The organism is Microbacterium sp. 67-17, assembly GCF_001898325.1.
GTDB lineage: Bacteria > Actinomycetota > Actinomycetes > Actinomycetales > Microbacteriaceae > Microbacterium > Microbacterium schleiferi.
In genome coordinates, this window is sequence record NZ_MKTR01000009.1 from 1 (window position 1) to 14,217 (window position 14,217).

16 protein-coding genes are annotated in these 14,217 nt (G+C 67.3%); 11 read left to right on the top strand and 5 right to left on the bottom strand.

Annotated features, from left to right (window positions below; all coding sequences use genetic code 11):
- Positions 1-91: 91 nt before the first annotated feature.
- A complete protein-coding gene (locus tag BGO47_RS03725) occupies positions 92-997 on the bottom strand; it encodes a LysR family transcriptional regulator (protein ID WP_292708715.1) in 906 nt (301 codons plus the stop codon).
- A 139-nt stretch (positions 998-1,136) separates the two neighbouring features.
- Between BGO47_RS03725 and BGO47_RS03730 the strand changes: the two genes are divergently transcribed.
- The 7 genes from BGO47_RS03730 (at position 1,137) to BGO47_RS03760 (ending at position 7,871) form a co-directional block, all read left to right on the top strand.
- Positions 1,137-2,165: an amidohydrolase family protein gene (locus BGO47_RS03730; protein ID WP_292708717.1), complete on the top strand. Its 1,029-nt coding sequence runs from the start codon at positions 1,137-1,139 to the stop codon at positions 2,163-2,165.
- Between the two features lie 10 nt (positions 2,166-2,175).
- Entirely contained in the window at positions 2,176-2,868 is a 693-nt protein-coding gene (gene ligK / locus BGO47_RS03735; RefSeq protein ID WP_292708719.1) for a 4-carboxy-4-hydroxy-2-oxoadipate aldolase/oxaloacetate decarboxylase, read from the top strand.
- Between the two features lie 2 nt (positions 2,869-2,870).
- Positions 2,871-3,806, top strand: a complete 936-nt coding sequence (locus BGO47_RS03740; protein ID WP_292708720.1) for an amidohydrolase family protein — start codon at positions 2,871-2,873, stop codon at positions 3,804-3,806.
- Between the two features lie 2 nt (positions 3,807-3,808).
- Entirely contained in the window at positions 3,809-5,167 is a 1,359-nt protein-coding gene (locus BGO47_RS03745; protein WP_292708722.1) for a protocatechuate 4,5-dioxygenase subunit alpha/beta, read from the top strand.
- A gap of 72 nt (positions 5,168-5,239) precedes the next feature.
- A complete protein-coding gene (locus BGO47_RS03750) occupies positions 5,240-6,196 on the top strand; it encodes a Gfo/Idh/MocA family oxidoreductase (protein ID WP_292708724.1) in 957 nt (318 codons plus the stop codon).
- Positions 6,193-7,167, top strand: coding sequence for an aldo/keto reductase (locus BGO47_RS03755; RefSeq protein ID WP_292708726.1), 975 nt, complete (start codon positions 6,193-6,195; stop codon positions 7,165-7,167). Before BGO47_RS03750 ends, BGO47_RS03755 begins: the two co-directional genes overlap by 4 nt.
- A complete protein-coding gene (locus BGO47_RS03760) occupies positions 7,164-7,871 on the top strand; it encodes a substrate-binding domain-containing protein (RefSeq protein WP_292708728.1) in 708 nt (235 codons plus the stop codon). The genes BGO47_RS03755 and BGO47_RS03760 overlap by 4 nt, the downstream gene beginning before the upstream one ends.
- A gap of 17 nt (positions 7,872-7,888) precedes the next feature.
- On the opposite strand, the gene BGO47_RS03765 is transcribed toward BGO47_RS03760, so the two are convergent.
- The gene (locus tag BGO47_RS03765; RefSeq protein WP_292708729.1) at positions 7,889-9,178 is read right to left on the bottom strand and encodes an NAD(P)/FAD-dependent oxidoreductase; all 1,290 of its coding nucleotides are present in this window, start codon (positions 9,176-9,178) and stop codon (positions 7,889-7,891) included.
- A gap of 21 nt (positions 9,179-9,199) precedes the next feature.
- Complete coding sequence (locus tag BGO47_RS03770) at positions 9,200-9,589, bottom strand: TIGR03618 family F420-dependent PPOX class oxidoreductase (RefSeq protein WP_292708731.1); 390 nt, start codon at positions 9,587-9,589, stop codon at positions 9,200-9,202.
- Positions 9,590-9,652: 63 nt separating this feature from the next.
- On the opposite strand from BGO47_RS03770, the gene BGO47_RS03775 reads away from it, so the two are divergent.
- Entirely contained in the window at positions 9,653-10,060 is a 408-nt protein-coding gene (locus BGO47_RS03775; RefSeq protein ID WP_292708733.1) for a helix-turn-helix transcriptional regulator, read from the top strand.
- Here the strand turns inward: BGO47_RS03775 and BGO47_RS03780 are convergent.
- Positions 10,038-11,006, bottom strand: coding sequence for a squalene cyclase (locus BGO47_RS03780; RefSeq protein ID WP_292708735.1), 969 nt, complete (start codon positions 11,004-11,006; stop codon positions 10,038-10,040). The genes BGO47_RS03775 and BGO47_RS03780 overlap by 23 nt on opposite strands.
- Before the next feature lie 106 nt (positions 11,007-11,112).
- Between BGO47_RS03780 and BGO47_RS03785 the strand changes: the two genes are divergently transcribed.
- On the top strand, positions 11,113-11,526 hold the full coding sequence (locus BGO47_RS03785; protein WP_292708737.1) for a VOC family protein: 414 nt from the start codon (positions 11,113-11,115) through the stop codon (positions 11,524-11,526).
- 24 nt (positions 11,527-11,550) lie between these two features.
- On the opposite strand, the gene BGO47_RS03790 is transcribed toward BGO47_RS03785, so the two are convergent.
- Positions 11,551-12,240, bottom strand: a complete 690-nt coding sequence (locus tag BGO47_RS03790) for an aspartate/glutamate racemase family protein (RefSeq protein WP_292708738.1) — start codon at positions 12,238-12,240, stop codon at positions 11,551-11,553.
- Positions 12,241-12,326: 86 nt separating this feature from the next.
- Here BGO47_RS03790 and BGO47_RS03795 point away from each other — a divergent pair, with 86 nt between their 5' ends.
- On the top strand, positions 12,327-13,283 hold the full coding sequence (locus BGO47_RS03795) for a LysR family transcriptional regulator (RefSeq protein WP_292708739.1): 957 nt from the start codon (positions 12,327-12,329) through the stop codon (positions 13,281-13,283).
- A 49-nt stretch (positions 13,284-13,332) separates the two neighbouring features.
- The gene (locus BGO47_RS03800; RefSeq protein WP_292708741.1) at positions 13,333-14,133 is read left to right on the top strand and encodes an alpha/beta fold hydrolase; all 801 of its coding nucleotides are present in this window, start codon (positions 13,333-13,335) and stop codon (positions 14,131-14,133) included.
- Positions 14,134-14,217: the final 84 nt, after the last annotated feature.

The window sequence follows — 14,217 nt, forward strand, 5'->3', positions numbered from 1 at the left end:
TGCACTTCTACAATCACCACAGGCCCCACACTGCGATCGGGAAGCTCCCGCCCATCAGCCGGATCTCAAACAACCTGCCTGGGCAGTACAGCTAGATCTCGGTGCCGGGCTCGACGACCGCGCCGTGGACGAGACGGCGGAACCAGCGCTGCGCCGGCGTGAGGCTCGACTCACGCCGGGTAAAGATCGCCACCGGCGTGCTCTGGCCCGGCCAGGGCAGGTCCGCGATGCGGAGCGCCGGGAACCAGCCGCAGAAGACCTCGGCAACGTGGCGCGGGAGGAACGTGACGAGGTCCGTGTCTTGCAGCACCGCAGGGAGCGTGCCGTACTCCTCGACAGTCAGTGCGACCTGCGGCATGAGTCCGTGTTCGAGAAGCAGCTGCAAGGGGTAGGTGTGCCCGCCCCGGGATGACACGCGCACGAACCCGCGGCCGTCGAACATGTCGGGACCTGGCGGGGGCAACGGATGCCGCCGCGACGTGAGCGCCACGTACTCCACAGCGCGAACCGGCGTGCGCCAGAGGCGTGCGGCATCCATCAGCGCCACGGTGATGGCGAGATCAAGGTGTCCGCGCACCAGCTCTTCCTCCACCTCGTCGGCGTCCAGCCGCTTCACCGCCAGGCGCGCAGTCGATCGCTCACGAGCCAGTGCCGCCATGATCGGAGGCAAGAACGTTTGCTCGCCGATCGAGGTCAGCCCGAGGGAGAGCTCTCCCGTGAATGCTGATGGATCGAAGGATGCCGTCTCGCTCACCGTCGACTCGATCTGCGCGAGCGCTTCGTGCAACGGCCCGAACAGCTGGGTCGCGCGGGTCGTCGGCACCATGACGTGCCCTTCGCGCCGGAACAGATCGTCGCCGAAGCGCTCTCTCAGACGCGCGAGTGTATAGCTCACCGTGGGCTGCGTGACATGCAGGAACTCCGCGGTCGCCGTGAGGCTGCGCAGTTCGTAGAGCACCACAAAAGTGCGCAGTTGATTCAAATCCGGGATGGTCATGCATCGACTCCGTCTATGGAGAGGGACTCCGGAATCTATTGGACCACACTGAAGCCTCGACTTACCCTCGAAACAAGCATCCGCTCGCGACAGCGCCACTCCAGTGACTGCGCCAATCCAGTGACAAGGACGACACTCGGTGATCATCGACATCCACGGCCACTACACGACCGCCCCCTCCCAGCTGGGCGCGTGGCGTGACCTGCAGATCGCCTTCGCGAACGGTCAGGGCGAGGCTCCCGACCCCGCAGCGTTGCAGATCAGCGACGACGACATCCGCGAGACGATCGAGGCCAACCAGCTGAAGCTCATGAACGAGCGCGGCTCCGACCTCACGATCTTCAGCCCGCGGGCATCCTTCATGGCCCACCACATCGGCGACCTCGCGGTCAGCCAGACCTGGGCCCGCATCTGCAACGACCTCGTTGCGCGGGTCAGCGAACTCTTCCCCGACCGGTTCATCATGGGCGCGATGCTGCCGCAGTCGCCCGGTGCGGATCCCGCCACCTCGCTGCCGGAGCTCGTGCGCGCCGTCGAAGAGCTCGGAGCTGTCGAGATCAACCTCAACCCCGACCCCTCCGGTGGGCTGTGGACCGCCCCGGCGCTCACCGACCGCTCGTGGTACCCCATCTACGAGAAGCTCGTCGAGTACGAGATCCCCGCGATGATCCACGTGAGCACCTCGTGCAAGCCGCAGTTCCACACCACCGGCGACCACTACCTCGGCGCCGACACCACGGCCTTCATGCAGTTGCTCAAGGGTGACCTCTTCCGCGACTTCCCTGACCTGAAGTTCGTCATCCCGCACGGCGGCGGTGCCGTTCCCTATCACTGGGGCCGTTTCCGGGGCCTGGCGATGGCGCTCGGCAAGCCCGAGCTCGAAGACCACCTGCTGAACAACGTGTTCTTCGACACCTGCGTCTACCACCAGCCCGGCATCAACCTCCTGACCGAGGTCATCCCGACCGAGAACATCCTGTTCGCCAGCGAAATGATCGGCGCCGTGCGAGACATCGACCCGCGCACCGGTCACTACTTCGACGACACCAAGCGCTACGTCGACGCGACCCCGAACCTGACGGATGCCGAACGAGAACTCGTCTTCGAGGGCAACGCCCGCCGGGTCTACCCGCGGCTGGACCGGGCGCTGACGGCCCAAGGTAAGTGAGAGGACCATCATGCGACTGAACAACCTCGGCATCGTCCGCACGAAGATCGACCGGCCCGACCCGGCAGATGTCGCGCGCCTCTCGCAGTTCGGCGTGGCGACAATCCACGAGGCGATGGGCCGCGTCGGACTGCTGCGCCCCTACATCCGTCCCGCCTACACCGGTGCGAAGCTCTGCGGTCCCGCGGTCACCGTGCTGCTCCAGCCCGGCGACAACTGGATGTTCCACGTTGCTGCCGAGCAGGTGCAGGAGGGTGACGTGATCGTCGCCGGCTGCACCACCGAGAGCGAGGACGGCTTCTTCGGCGAGCTCCTGGCGACCTCCCTCACCGCCCGCGGCTGCAAGGGCCTGGTCATCGACGGGGGTGTGCGCGATGTCGCCGACCTCGAAAAGATGAACTTTCCCGTCTTCTCCCGCGCGATCAACTCCAAGGGCACCGTGAAGGCGACCCTCGGCTCGGTCAACGTCGATGTCGTGGTGGCGAATGCCCTGGTGCACCCGGGCGATGTCGTGGTGGCGGATGTCGACGGCGTCGTGGTCGTCCCCCGTGAGCTCGTCGGCGCGGTGGCCGACGCCAGCCAGAAGCGCGAAGACAACGAAGAGGCCAAGCGCCAGAAGTTCCGCGAGGGCGTTCTGGGCCTCGACATCTACGGCATGCGCGAGCCGCTTGCCGCCGCCGGCCTCGAGTACGTGGAGGACTGACGATGGCCCACGGTGACACGAGCGGAGGGTTCGAGAAGACCCCCGGGTGGCTCGACTGGTACGACGGACCCTCGACGCCGACCTTCCAGGTGCCTGCGGGCGCCGTCGACGCCCACTGCCACGTCTTCGGGCCGGGCGAGCAGTTCCCCTACGCGCCCGAGCGCAAGTACACACCCTGCGATGCGTCGGCCGACCAGCTCTTCGCGCTGCGCGACCAGCTCGGCTTTGATCGGAATGTCATCGTGCAGGCCACCTGCCATGGGGCCGACAACCGAGCTCTCGTCGACGCGCTCGAGCGCAGTGGGGGGCGCGCCCGCGGTGTGGCCACCGTGCGCCGCGACGTCAGCGCCGAGCAGCTCGCCGAGCTGCACGCGGCGGGGGTACGCGGGGTGCGCTTCAACTTCGTCAAGCGACTTGTCGATCGTGTGCCGACCGATTCGCTGGACGAGATCGTCACGAAGATCGCCCCGCTGGGCTGGCACGTGGTGATCTACTTCGAGGCCGAGGACCTTCCCGACCTCTACGATTTCTTCTCCGCCATCCCCACCGATGTCGTCGTGGACCACATGGGCCGCCCCGACGTCAGCAAGGATCCGGACGGTCCCGAGTTCGGACTGTTCCTGCGCTTCATGCGCGAGAACCCGAACGTGTGGACCAAGGTGTCATGCCCTGAGCGTCTGAGCATCACCGGGCCTCGGGCTCTCGACGGTGAACAGCACGCCTACACCGATGTCGTGCCGTTTGCCCGACGCGTGGTCGAGGAGTTCCCCGACCGCGTGCTGTGGGGAACCGATTGGCCCCACCCCAACCTCAAGGACCACATGCCCGATGACGGGTTGCTGGTCGATTACATCCCCCAGATCGCTACGACCCCCGAGCTGCAGCACAAGCTGCTGGTCGAGAACCCGCGGCGACTCTACTGGCCAGAAGGAGACTGACCATGGCACTGGACAAGCCCTACAAGAACGTCCCCGGCACGATCATTTTCGACGCCGAGCAAGCCCGCAAGGGTTACCAGATCAACCAGCTCTGCATGTCGTTCATGAAGCCCGAGAATCGCGAGCGGTACCTCGCCGACCGTGAGGCCTACCTCGACGAATGGCAGCTGACCCCCAAGGCGCGTCAGGCGATTCTCGACCTCGACCTGAACTCGGCCATGGAAGAGGGTGGCAACATCTACTTCCTCGCCAAGCTCGGAGCCACGCACGGTCTGAGCTTCCAGCAGATGGCCGGTTCGATGACCGGCATGAGCGAGGCCGCCTACCGCGACATGATGATCGGCGGTGGCCGTCGTCCCGAGGGCAATCGCATGAAGGACCTCGACGGCTGGACGCCGCCGCAGCCCGGCGAGAAGGCCGAGACGATGCGGCCGGATGCTCCCGCCAAGCTCACCTCGGCGCTGTACACCTCGCACGTACCGGCGATCGGCGCAGCGATGGACCTCGGCAAGACCGAAGAGCCGTACTGGAAGAAGGTCTTCGACGGCTACACCTGGACGCGGAAGTGGGCAAAGGAGAACACGCCGGATGTCGTCATCCTGGTCTACAACGACCACGCGACGGCTTTCGACTCCTCGCTGATTCCGACGTTCGTGCTCGGTACGGGCGCTGAGTACCCGGTTGCCGACGAGGGCTACGGCCCGCGCCCGGTGCCGGATGTCAAGGGATACCCAGAGTTCGCTGCTCACCTGGCACAGTCGGTCATTCAGGACGACTTCGACCTGACCCTCGTGAACGAGATGGTCGTCGACCACGGACTCACGGTGCCACTGTCGCTCGTGTACGGCCAGGTCGAGGAGTGGCCGGTCAAGGTCATCCCGCTCGCGGTCAACGTCGTGCAGTACCCGGTGCCCTCGGGCCGCCGGTGCTACGAGCTCGGCAAGGCGCTGCGCCGTGCCATCGACAAGTGGGACGGCCCTGAGCTGAACGTGCAGATCTGGGGTACCGGCGGCATGAGCCACCAGCTCCAGGGGCCGCGCGCCGGTCTCATCAACCAGGAGTGGGACAACGCGTTCCTCGACATGTTGATCTCCGACCCGCTGGGCCTTACCGAATGGCCGCACATCGACTACGTCGACGAGGCAGGCTCCGAAGGCATCGAACTGGTCATGTGGCTCATCGCCCGCGGCGCGATGGACGACCAGTTCGGCGGCGGCGCCCCCGAGGTGAACCACCGGTTCTATCACGTGCCCGCCTCCAACACGGCGGTCGGTCACCTCGTCATCACCAACCCGGTCGCAGCCCCCACCGAGGCTGCCCAGGCCGAAGATGAGAAAGTGCCCGTCGGCGCGACTGCCTGACTATAGACCCGCTCCGTGGGGATCGATCGCGCGGTCCCCACGGAGCGCACCACGTTCGAAGAAGGAGTGCGAATGAGCAGTGACAAGGTCCGGATCGCCGTGGTGGGTGCCGCAGGCGCCTTCGGCATGAAGCACCTCGATGGCCTGGCGAACATCGCCGACGCTGAGGTGACCGTCGTCAGCGGCACCAAGCCCGAGGCCACGCAGGCCGTCGCCGAGAAGTACGGGGTTCCGACCGCCGTCGTCGGCTACGACGCCGTCCTCGAGCGCGACGACGTGGATGCTGTCATCCTCGCCACACCCACCGGGATGCACGCGTCGCAGACGCAGGCCGCGCTCGCCGCAGGTAAGCACGTGCAGGTTGAGATCCCGCTGGCCGACTCGCTCGCGGATGCCGAAGCCACGCTGGCCGCTGCCGAGGCCTCCGATCGCGTCACCATGGTGGGACACACTCGCCGCTTCAACCCGTCGCACCAGTGGATCCATCAGCGCATCCAGAGTGACCAGCTGCACATCCAGCAGATGGATGTGCAGACCTACTTCTTCCGTCGCACCAACACGAACGCAAAGGGCGAGCCGCGCTCGTGGACCGACCACTTGCTGTGGCACCATGCCGCCCACACCGTCGACCTGTTCGCGTACCAGGCGGGGCGCATCGTCCAGGCCAACGCGATGCAGGGTCCCATCCACCCGCAGCTCGGGATCGCGATGGACATGTCGATCCAGCTCAAGGCCGAGACAGGTGCGATCTGCACCCTCTCGCTCTCGTTCAACAACGAGGGTCCGTTCGGCACCTTCTTCCGCTACATCGGCGACACCGGCACCTACATCGCCCGCTACGACGACCTCGTGAACGGCAAAGAAGAGCCGATAGATGTCTCACAGGTCGCGGTCAGCATGAACGGCATCGAACTGCAGGACCGCGAGTTCGTGGCTGCAATCCGCGAGGGACGCGAACCCAACTCGTCGGTGCGGCAGGTCTTCGACTGCTATCGCGTGCTCGGGATGCTGGAGGAGCAGCTCGCATGACGCTGCCCCGCTACGGGCTCGGGTGCATGTCACTCAGCCACGCGTACGGGGTGGCGCCGCAGCCTGACGAGGGGCTGCGGTTGCTGCAGACCGCGCTCGACGAGGGCGTCACGTTCTTCGACACCGCCACCTTGTACGGGGGCGGGCGCAACGAGGAGTTGGTCGGCAAGGCCATTGCGGGTCGACGGGACGAGATCATCCTTGCCAGCAAAGGCGGGATGGCGATCGTCGATGGTGCTCGCGTGATCGACGGTCGCCCGGAGACACTCCGTGCGCAGGTTGATGCGTCGCTTCGCCGCCTGGGCGTCGATCACATCGACCTGTACTACCTGCACCGTTGGGACAAGTCGGTGCCGATCGCCGACAGCGTCGCCGCACTCGCTGAAGCCATCGACGCCGGCAAGATCGGAGCCATCGGACTGTCAGAGGTCTCGGTGGCACGACTTCGGGAAGCCCAGCAGGTCGCGCCCATCGCCGCGGTGCAAAACGAGTACTCCCTGTGGAGCCGCAATGCGGAGCTTGGCATGCTCGAGGCGACGAAGGCCGACGGCGTCGCGCTGGTCGCGTTCTCGCCGGTCGCGCGCGGGTTCCTTGCCGATGCCATCCACGATCCCGACGAGCTCGTGGCGAAAGACATCCGTCGCGGGATGCCGCGGTTCCAGTCGCCGCACTGGGAGGCCAATGCAGCGTTGCTGCCGGCATGGCGCGCCCTCGCTGCCGAGGCAGGGGTGAGCCCGGCCCAGCTCGCACTCGCGTGGCTGTCGTCCCGAGGCGAGCACGTCGTGCCGATTCCCGGAACCACCAACGTCGATCACCTGCGCGAAATCATCGCCGCCGCGCAGCTCGAAGTCGCGCCCGACATCCTGGAGCACGCGGGGCGCCTCATCGACACGGCAACGATCTCGGGTCCTCGGTACTCGGCGAACAACGCTGCCGAGGTTGACACCGAGACCTTCGAGGATGCCGCGTGAAGGCCATCTCGTCGATGGCTACCCGGCTGCTGCTCGCCGACCTGATGGCGGCGGCTGACGACGCTGGGCTCGGACACGTCGAGATCGAGTCGGTCGGTGGAGTGGATGCTGCAGACCGGGTCGCGGCCGGCGAAGAGTTTGACCTTGTCTTTCTCGCCGACGGCGCGCTCGCGAAGCTCGCCGTCGGCGGACACGTCGTGCCGGGCACCGTCTCTCCCCTCGTGCTGTCGCAAGTGGCAGTCGGCATTCCGTCGCATTCTGGCGCCCCGGCGGCCGCGGTCTCCGATGCCGCGTTCCCGGACGCTGAGGGTGTCCGCGAGGCCATCCGAGCAGCGACCAGGATCGGATACTCAACCGGCCCGAGCGGCACCGCGCTGGTGTCGATGATTGAGGACTGGGGCCTGAGCGCGGAGGTCGGCGACCGCCTGGTACAGGCGAGGCCCGGCATCCCCGTCGCGCGTCTTCTTGCCGATGGCGAGGTCGACCTCGGCTTTCAGCAGCTGAGTGAGCTTGTGGGCAGCCCGGGTGTCACGGTGCTGGGAGTTCTGCCACAGGACTGCGCGATCGACACCGTGTTCTCGGGCGCGGTCGCCACGACGTCGTCGGACCCGGAGGACGCTGCTGCAATCCTCGCCTTCCTGCGCACCGGCGCTGCCCAGGACATCGCGCGCTCGCACCACTTCGCTCCGCCGCCCGCGCCGTAGCGCGCTGGCCGCGTCTTTCAGCCGGGCGTCCCGGCGAGAAGAGCGTGGGCAACGCGGTCGCCGGAGACCAAGGCGCCTTGAATCGAGGCTGTGTCGCGGTGATCGCCTGCGATGTAAACGCGTTCCGAGAGTCGCGCCGGCGTGACGGTGCGCAGCGGTGCTGACTGCGCGGGCAGCGCGTGCGGGATGTCATCGCGTCGCAGCAGGCTCCAGTCGGTGGCATCCGCGCCCCAGATCTGAGTGACGTGCCGCCGCACCTGCACCTCGGTTGGCGCCTCGTTGACGCTCCCGCGCGTCGCCCGCTGCAGCAGACACGTCGCCTGAACGAGGTGCATGCCCTTCGGCGCGTACGAAGGCGCGACGTGCGACATCACCGCCGTGTTGACGACCGGTCCGGCGCGCGTGCCGTCGACGGCGATCATTCCGGATGCTGAGGGCGCGGTATCCGTCGCAAACCACCACGTCTGCAGGCCACGAGTCGGCGGCACGGGAATCGACGTAAGTGCGGATGCCGCATCCGGCCCGACCGCGACGATCACCGCTCCAGCGATCACCGGGGCTGTCCCGGCGACATCGACCTCGACGCCGGTGGCAGTCTCACGGAGTGCGGTCACCCGGCGCTGCACCGCAATCTCAGCGCCGAGCGTTCGCGCGTAGGCGGCAAGCTGTTCGGGAAGAGCCTGGATGCCACGTTCAGGCAACCCCGGTCGCCCCAGCGCGAACATGCGGATCAACAGTCGGACGAAGGCGTCGGAGGTGTCGAAGCTGCCGTCAGCGATGACACCGGAGAGGAACGGCTCGAGCACCTCGCGCCGCAGCGGGCCGGTCAGCCCAGCACGATCCCACGCTTCACGTACCGGCAGATCGCGCCCGACCGTCGCCCGGCGGATCACCCTCCGGGGGGCCAAGAGCGCCGGCAAGGCCCATCGCGCAAGTCCGGCAGCGTCCCGCGGAGCGAGTAGTCCACTGCGGAGCGCGGCAGTGAGCATCGACGGATGCCGGCGCGGGTCGGCCAGCGCCTCGACGCCGTGCTCGCGTCGAACGTGTACGCCGACGGGGAAAGGCTTCAGGCGCAGAGCCTGAACATCGATCCACCGACGCACGGCGGGGTAGGCGGGATTGAGCACCTGGAACCCGCGGTCGAGGAGGAAGCCGTCGACGACGTCAGTGCGTTGCCGTCCGCCGACAGTGTCGGCAGCTTCCAGAACGAGAACGTCGCGTCCGGCGTGTCCGAGCGTGATCGCCGCCCGAAGTCCTGCCAGCCCGGCACCGATCACGACCACATCGTGGTGGGGAGCGTGTGCCATAACTGTTCTCCGGGCTCAGTGCTACGGGGCGACGAGTCCCGCAGAACCCATGATCTTCTCGGGCTGCAGTTCGATCGCGACTCGACGTGGGTTGGGCTGTGGCTGTCGGTATCGCGCCGCATAGAGTTCCACGGCCCGCGCGACGGCATCCGGGTCCCGCGACACCGTCGCATGCCCCGCGATGCTCAGCCACTGCGGTCCCGCGATCTGGGCGACGGTCGCGCGCCCATCGCGCTCGATGTTGCGCACCTTCTGGCTGCCGTCCATCGTGATGATGCGCACCAGGCCGTCCGCGAACGTGAATCCGACCGCGACGACGTGAAGAAATCCCGAGGGCGCGAGTGTCGACAGCGTTGCGAGGTGGTAGTCCGTGACGAAGCGCAGGCCGTCTGCGGTGAGAGCCGTGGTCATGCCCTCGATCCTGCCGCACCAGCGTCGACAGCGCGCGCCACATCGTGTGAGACTCGGGACACCATGCCTCCGACTCCCGACGAGCTTCGCGACTTCGTGCTCCTGCGCCGCGTCCGCGACCGCATCGACCGCGAGTACGCTGCGCCCCTGGATGTCGAGCAACTCGCGCGCGGCGCTCACATGTCAGCGGGGCACCTGAGCCGAAAGTTCAAGGCGGCATTCGGTGAGAGTCCGTACTCGTACCTCATGACCCGTCGGATCGAGCGCGCCATGACACTGCTGCGACGGGGAGATCTCAGCGTCACCGAGGTTTCCCTCGCCGTGGGCTGCGCGTCCCTCGGCACGTTCAGTACCCGGTTCACTGAGCTCGTCGGAATGCCGCCAAGCGTCTACCGGGCGCGCGCCGAACATGACGCGGCGGGCCTGATTCCCTGTGTCGCGAAGCAGGTCACGCGGCCGATTCGCCGCTGACCGCGGCATCCTGGCGCTGCAGTGCACGCAGCGCCAGGAATGTCACCCACTTCGATGGTTCGCCCGGATCGACATCCAACGGGAACCAGACAGCGCCCTCGAGTTTCTCGCCCTGGAGCCATCTACCGTCGGGCTGGCATGCTGCGCGGACCCGTTCGACGGTGTCGACGATGCGAGCGTCGGGGCGGATGCCGTCGTGCGCTGCGGCCTCGGTGAAGTAGTCGACGGCCTTGAGGGCCGTATGCGGGTGGCGATACGGGTACATCAGCAGATCCGCCCACGGTCCCACCGGTTCGCCCGTCGACAGACGGTAGCGCAGGCGCCGCTCGAGCAGATACTCCTCCCCGCGATGACGGACCGCCGTCAGGGTGTCATCGCCCGTGAGCTGCTCATACGCCAGGATGCCGCGCACGGCGTTGATCGTGGAGTGAAACGACGACCGCGTCGACCCCTCGACCCATTCGCAGTTCCACCCGCCATCGGGCAGCGTCTTGGTCGCGAAGAACTCCACGATCGGTGACACGTCGGCCCCGAGCCACGCCCCATTGGCGAGGGTCATCGCGTTGATGCAGACATCGGTCTCGCCATCCCAGTACGGGAGGTCGTCGTACTCCCACCGAGCGTTCTCGCGTAGCTTCTCTGCCGTGCCGGCCAGGGCCGAGGCATCCAGCCCCCACTCACGAAGCGTCGTGAGGGTCCAGGTCGTCGCGGTCCAGGGCTGACCGGGGCCCTCGCCCCGATACCCCGCCGAAAAGTAGGCGCCTCCCGCCCATTGGCCATCGGCATCCTGCACCGCGAGCAGCCGCGCAGCATCGCCCTCGTGTGCCATGCTCGCCCGTGTCGCCTGCCACACGTCTTCGGGCGCTCCGGTCAGATCTCGCTGAACCTGCCAGCGCAGCGTCGGGTCCGAGTCCAGCAGCCACTGCTCGAGGTCGTCACGGCTCATGTCCGAAGGCTAGGGCAGCCGGCCGACACGCGACAGGTGTCGCGAGCAGCCCGGTCGATCAGGAATCGAGAAGCGCAGACCGGATGCGGCGACTACCGTGACCGGTATGCAGACCACGATCCACTCGAGCTTTCTTCCCCATCTCGACCCCGAGGAGTCGCTCGCCTTCTACCGGGACGTTCTCGGATACGAAGTGCGGCTGGATGTCGGGTACGAGGACATGCGCTGGATCACAGTGGGCCCGGCCGGCCAGCCCGACACCGCGATCGTGCTGCATCCGCCGGCCGCTACGCCGGGACTGACCGACCAGGAGCGCACGACGCTGCTCGAGCTGATCACGAAGGGCTCGTACTTTGGGATCAACCTCGCAGCCCGCGACCTCGACGCAACCTTTGCGGCACTCGAGGCTGCCGGCGCCGAGATCGTGCAGGAGCCGATCGATCAGGACTACGGCGTGCGGGACTGCGCGGTGCGCGACCCCGCCGGCAACCTCATCCGCATTCAGCAGCTCACCGACTGACGCGCCGCACTCCCGGGCCCCGGCTCACGCGAAGGCTGCTTCGACAGCCGCCTCGATGTGCAGGCGGGCCGTCGGAAAGACCGGTACCGGGCAATCCTCCCCTGTCACGAGCAGTTCGATCTCGGTGCAGCCCAGGATGATTCCCTCCGCGCCCTCGGCGACCAGATCCTCGATGATCCGCCGGTACGTGGCGCGCGACCCATCACTGACGATGCCCATCGCGAGCTCGTCGAAGATCACGCGGTGCACGAGCTCGCGGTCCGCGTCCCCCGGGATCACGACATCCAGGCCATGCTCGGCGAGGCGCTCCCGATAGAAGGACTGCTCCATCGTGAACGCCGTCCCGAGGAGCCCGACCCGCGACAATCCAGCCGCCTGGACGGCAGCTGCCGCGGCATCCGCGATGTGCAGCAGCGGAACGTCGATCGCCGCGGAGACCTCGGGCGCGACCTTGTGCATCGTGTTGGTGCAGATGAGCACCATGTCGGCGCCGGCATCCTGCAAACCACGGGCGTGGGTCGCGAGCAGGTCGGCAGCATCGTCCCACCGGTCCTCGCGCTGCATCCGGCCGATCTCGGCGAAGTCGACGGAGTCCAGCAGGATCTTCGCTGAGTGCAGCCCGCCCATCCGGTCTCGCACAGTCTGGTTCGCGATGCGGTAGTACTCCGCCGTGGATTCCCAGCTCATGCCGCCCAGCAGCCCGATCGTTCTCATGTTCCAACGAGACCACTGGGTGATACCTCAGCACAACGGCATACTTGTAAGGCAAAACCAAAGCAGTGCTAATGAATAGGGATTCGATGGAGCCGCACGAAACGCACGCTGACCTCGAAGCACCGCGGGCGCTGCCGGCCCTCGACCCCCGGAGCATCCTGATCTTCCGTGAGGTCGGACGCACCGGGTCGCTCACCGGCGCCGCGCAGGTGCTCGGCTGGACCCAGCCTGCCGTGAGCCAGCACGTCCGTCGCCTCGAGGCTGCTGCCGGCGTTCCACTTCTCGCGCGCGAGGGACGCGGGGTCGTGGTGACGGATGCCGGGCGTGCCCTGCTGCGCCATGCCGACGCGCTCGCTGCGGCTCTGCAGGATGCCGAACACGAGCTCGCCGACCACGCGCACCTGCGTGCGGGCCGCGTGCGGATCGCATCCTTTCCCTCGGCCAGCGCGACGATCGCGGCGCGTGCCGTGAGCGACCTGGCTGAGAGATTCCCGGGGATCGACCTGCGGCTGGAACAGCTCGAACCACCAGAGGCTCTTCGCGCGCTCGAGGAAGGCGCGTGCGACATCGCGATCGTGTTCGAGTACGACGATGGGCACGTGTCGGTGCCGGTTGACGCTGACCGCACGCCGCTGGCCGTCGATCCGCTGCAGATCATCCTTCCCCCCGGGCATCCGCTGACGGCCCGAGCCGAGATCCGTCTCGACGATCTTGCCGACGAGCAGTGGGTTACCGGATGCATCAGCTGCCGCCGTCACCTGCTGACCTCGACCTCGGCCGCAGGGTTCACTCCCGACATCCGTCACAGCACCGATGATTACGTCGTCGTCCAGGCGCTGGTCGCGACGCGCATGGCAGTGGCAGTTCTTCCCTCCCTTGCCGTGCGGGCGAGCCGGAACCCGGACGTGACGGTCCACCCCCTCGCCGACCACGCCCCGCGCCGGGTCTCGGCGATCACCCGGCGAAGTGCCCGGTCAGTGCCGTCGGTCGGAGCAGCGCTCGCGGCGATTCAGCGGGCAGCACACGCACTGAACGCGCCGTGACTTTCGGCATCCGCCCCGCACCGTGCCCGGGCGGCGGAAGAATGGGGCCATGGATGCCGCACCGCGCCCCCTGACCGAGATGCCCGACCCGCAGTACGTGATGGTGGGCGAGGGGTACCGCATCGCCACCTACTCGTGGGGAGACCCGGACGCCGAGACAGTCCTTGCCGTCCACGGATTCTCGTCGAGCTGCCGCGACAACTGGGTGAACACCGGCTGGGTCCGCGACCTCACCCGAGCTGGCTTCCGCGTTCTCGGTGTCGATCAGCGGGGGCACGGCGCGAGCGACAAGCCGCACGACCGTCGTGCCTATGAGATGCGGGCGTTCATCGACGATCTCGCGACAGTACTTGATACCTACCTGATCGACTCCGCACGGTATCTCGGTTACTCCCTCGGTGCGCGCGTCGGATGGCAGCTTGCCGTCGACCGCCCGCAGCTGGTGACCCGCGCGGTGCTCGGTGGCATCCCCGACGGCACGCCGCTGGCCCGGCTCCAGCTCGACCAGGCGAAGGCGTATGTCGCCGACGGTGCGCCGGTCACCGACAGGGTCACCAACAACTACGTGACGCTGGCTGAACGGGTGGCGGGCAACGATCTGTCGGCACTCGTCGCGCTCGCCGAGGGGATGCGGTTCGGTGAGGCAGGCGACCCCGATCCTGCCCGGCCTCCCCAGCAGCCGGTGCTCTTCGCCACCGGCAGCGAGGACGCGATTCTTCCGCGATCCCGGCGACTTGCCGATGCGACACCGAACGGCACGTTCGTCGAGATCCCCGGCCGCCACCACTTCAACACCCCCGGTTCCCGCGACTTCCGCGCCGCCGGCCTGGAGTTCTTCGCCGCGGACTGACATCCGTCATCCGTCATCCGTCATCCGGCTGGCGCCTTGTCGCAACGGCGCATGGGGGGTGCGACTTGCCGGGTGATGGATGCC

Bases quoted from the DNA above. Each gene is read 5' to 3' on its own strand.
- BGO47_RS03725 (WP_292708715.1), bottom strand. From the start codon at position 997: ATGACCATCCCGGATTTGAATCAACTGCGCACTTTTGTGGTGCTCTAC.
- ligK (WP_292708719.1), top strand. From the start codon at position 2,176: ATGCGACTGAACAACCTCGGCATCGTCCGCACGAAGATCGACCGGCCC.
- BGO47_RS03740 (WP_292708720.1), top strand. From the start codon at position 2,871: ATGGCCCACGGTGACACGAGCGGAGGGTTCGAGAAGACCCCCGGGTGG.
- BGO47_RS03745 (WP_292708722.1), top strand. From the start codon at position 3,809: ATGGCACTGGACAAGCCCTACAAGAACGTCCCCGGCACGATCATTTTC.
- BGO47_RS03750 (WP_292708724.1), top strand. From the start codon at position 5,240: ATGAGCAGTGACAAGGTCCGGATCGCCGTGGTGGGTGCCGCAGGCGCC.
- BGO47_RS03755 (WP_292708726.1), top strand. From the start codon at position 6,193: ATGACGCTGCCCCGCTACGGGCTCGGGTGCATGTCACTCAGCCACGCG.
- BGO47_RS03765 (WP_292708729.1), bottom strand. From the start codon at position 9,178: ATGGCACACGCTCCCCACCACGATGTGGTCGTGATCGGTGCCGGGCTG.
- BGO47_RS03770 (WP_292708731.1), bottom strand. From the start codon at position 9,589: ATGACCACGGCTCTCACCGCAGACGGCCTGCGCTTCGTCACGGACTAC.
- BGO47_RS03775 (WP_292708733.1), top strand. From the start codon at position 9,653: ATGCCTCCGACTCCCGACGAGCTTCGCGACTTCGTGCTCCTGCGCCGC.
- BGO47_RS03780 (WP_292708735.1), bottom strand. From the start codon at position 11,006: ATGAGCCGTGACGACCTCGAGCAGTGGCTGCTGGACTCGGACCCGACG.
- BGO47_RS03785 (WP_292708737.1), top strand. From the start codon at position 11,113: ATGCAGACCACGATCCACTCGAGCTTTCTTCCCCATCTCGACCCCGAG.
- BGO47_RS03790 (WP_292708738.1), bottom strand. From the start codon at position 12,240: ATGAGAACGATCGGGCTGCTGGGCGGCATGAGCTGGGAATCCACGGCG.
- BGO47_RS03795 (WP_292708739.1), top strand. From the start codon at position 12,327: ATGGAGCCGCACGAAACGCACGCTGACCTCGAAGCACCGCGGGCGCTG.
- BGO47_RS03800 (WP_292708741.1), top strand. From the start codon at position 13,333: ATGGATGCCGCACCGCGCCCCCTGACCGAGATGCCCGACCCGCAGTAC.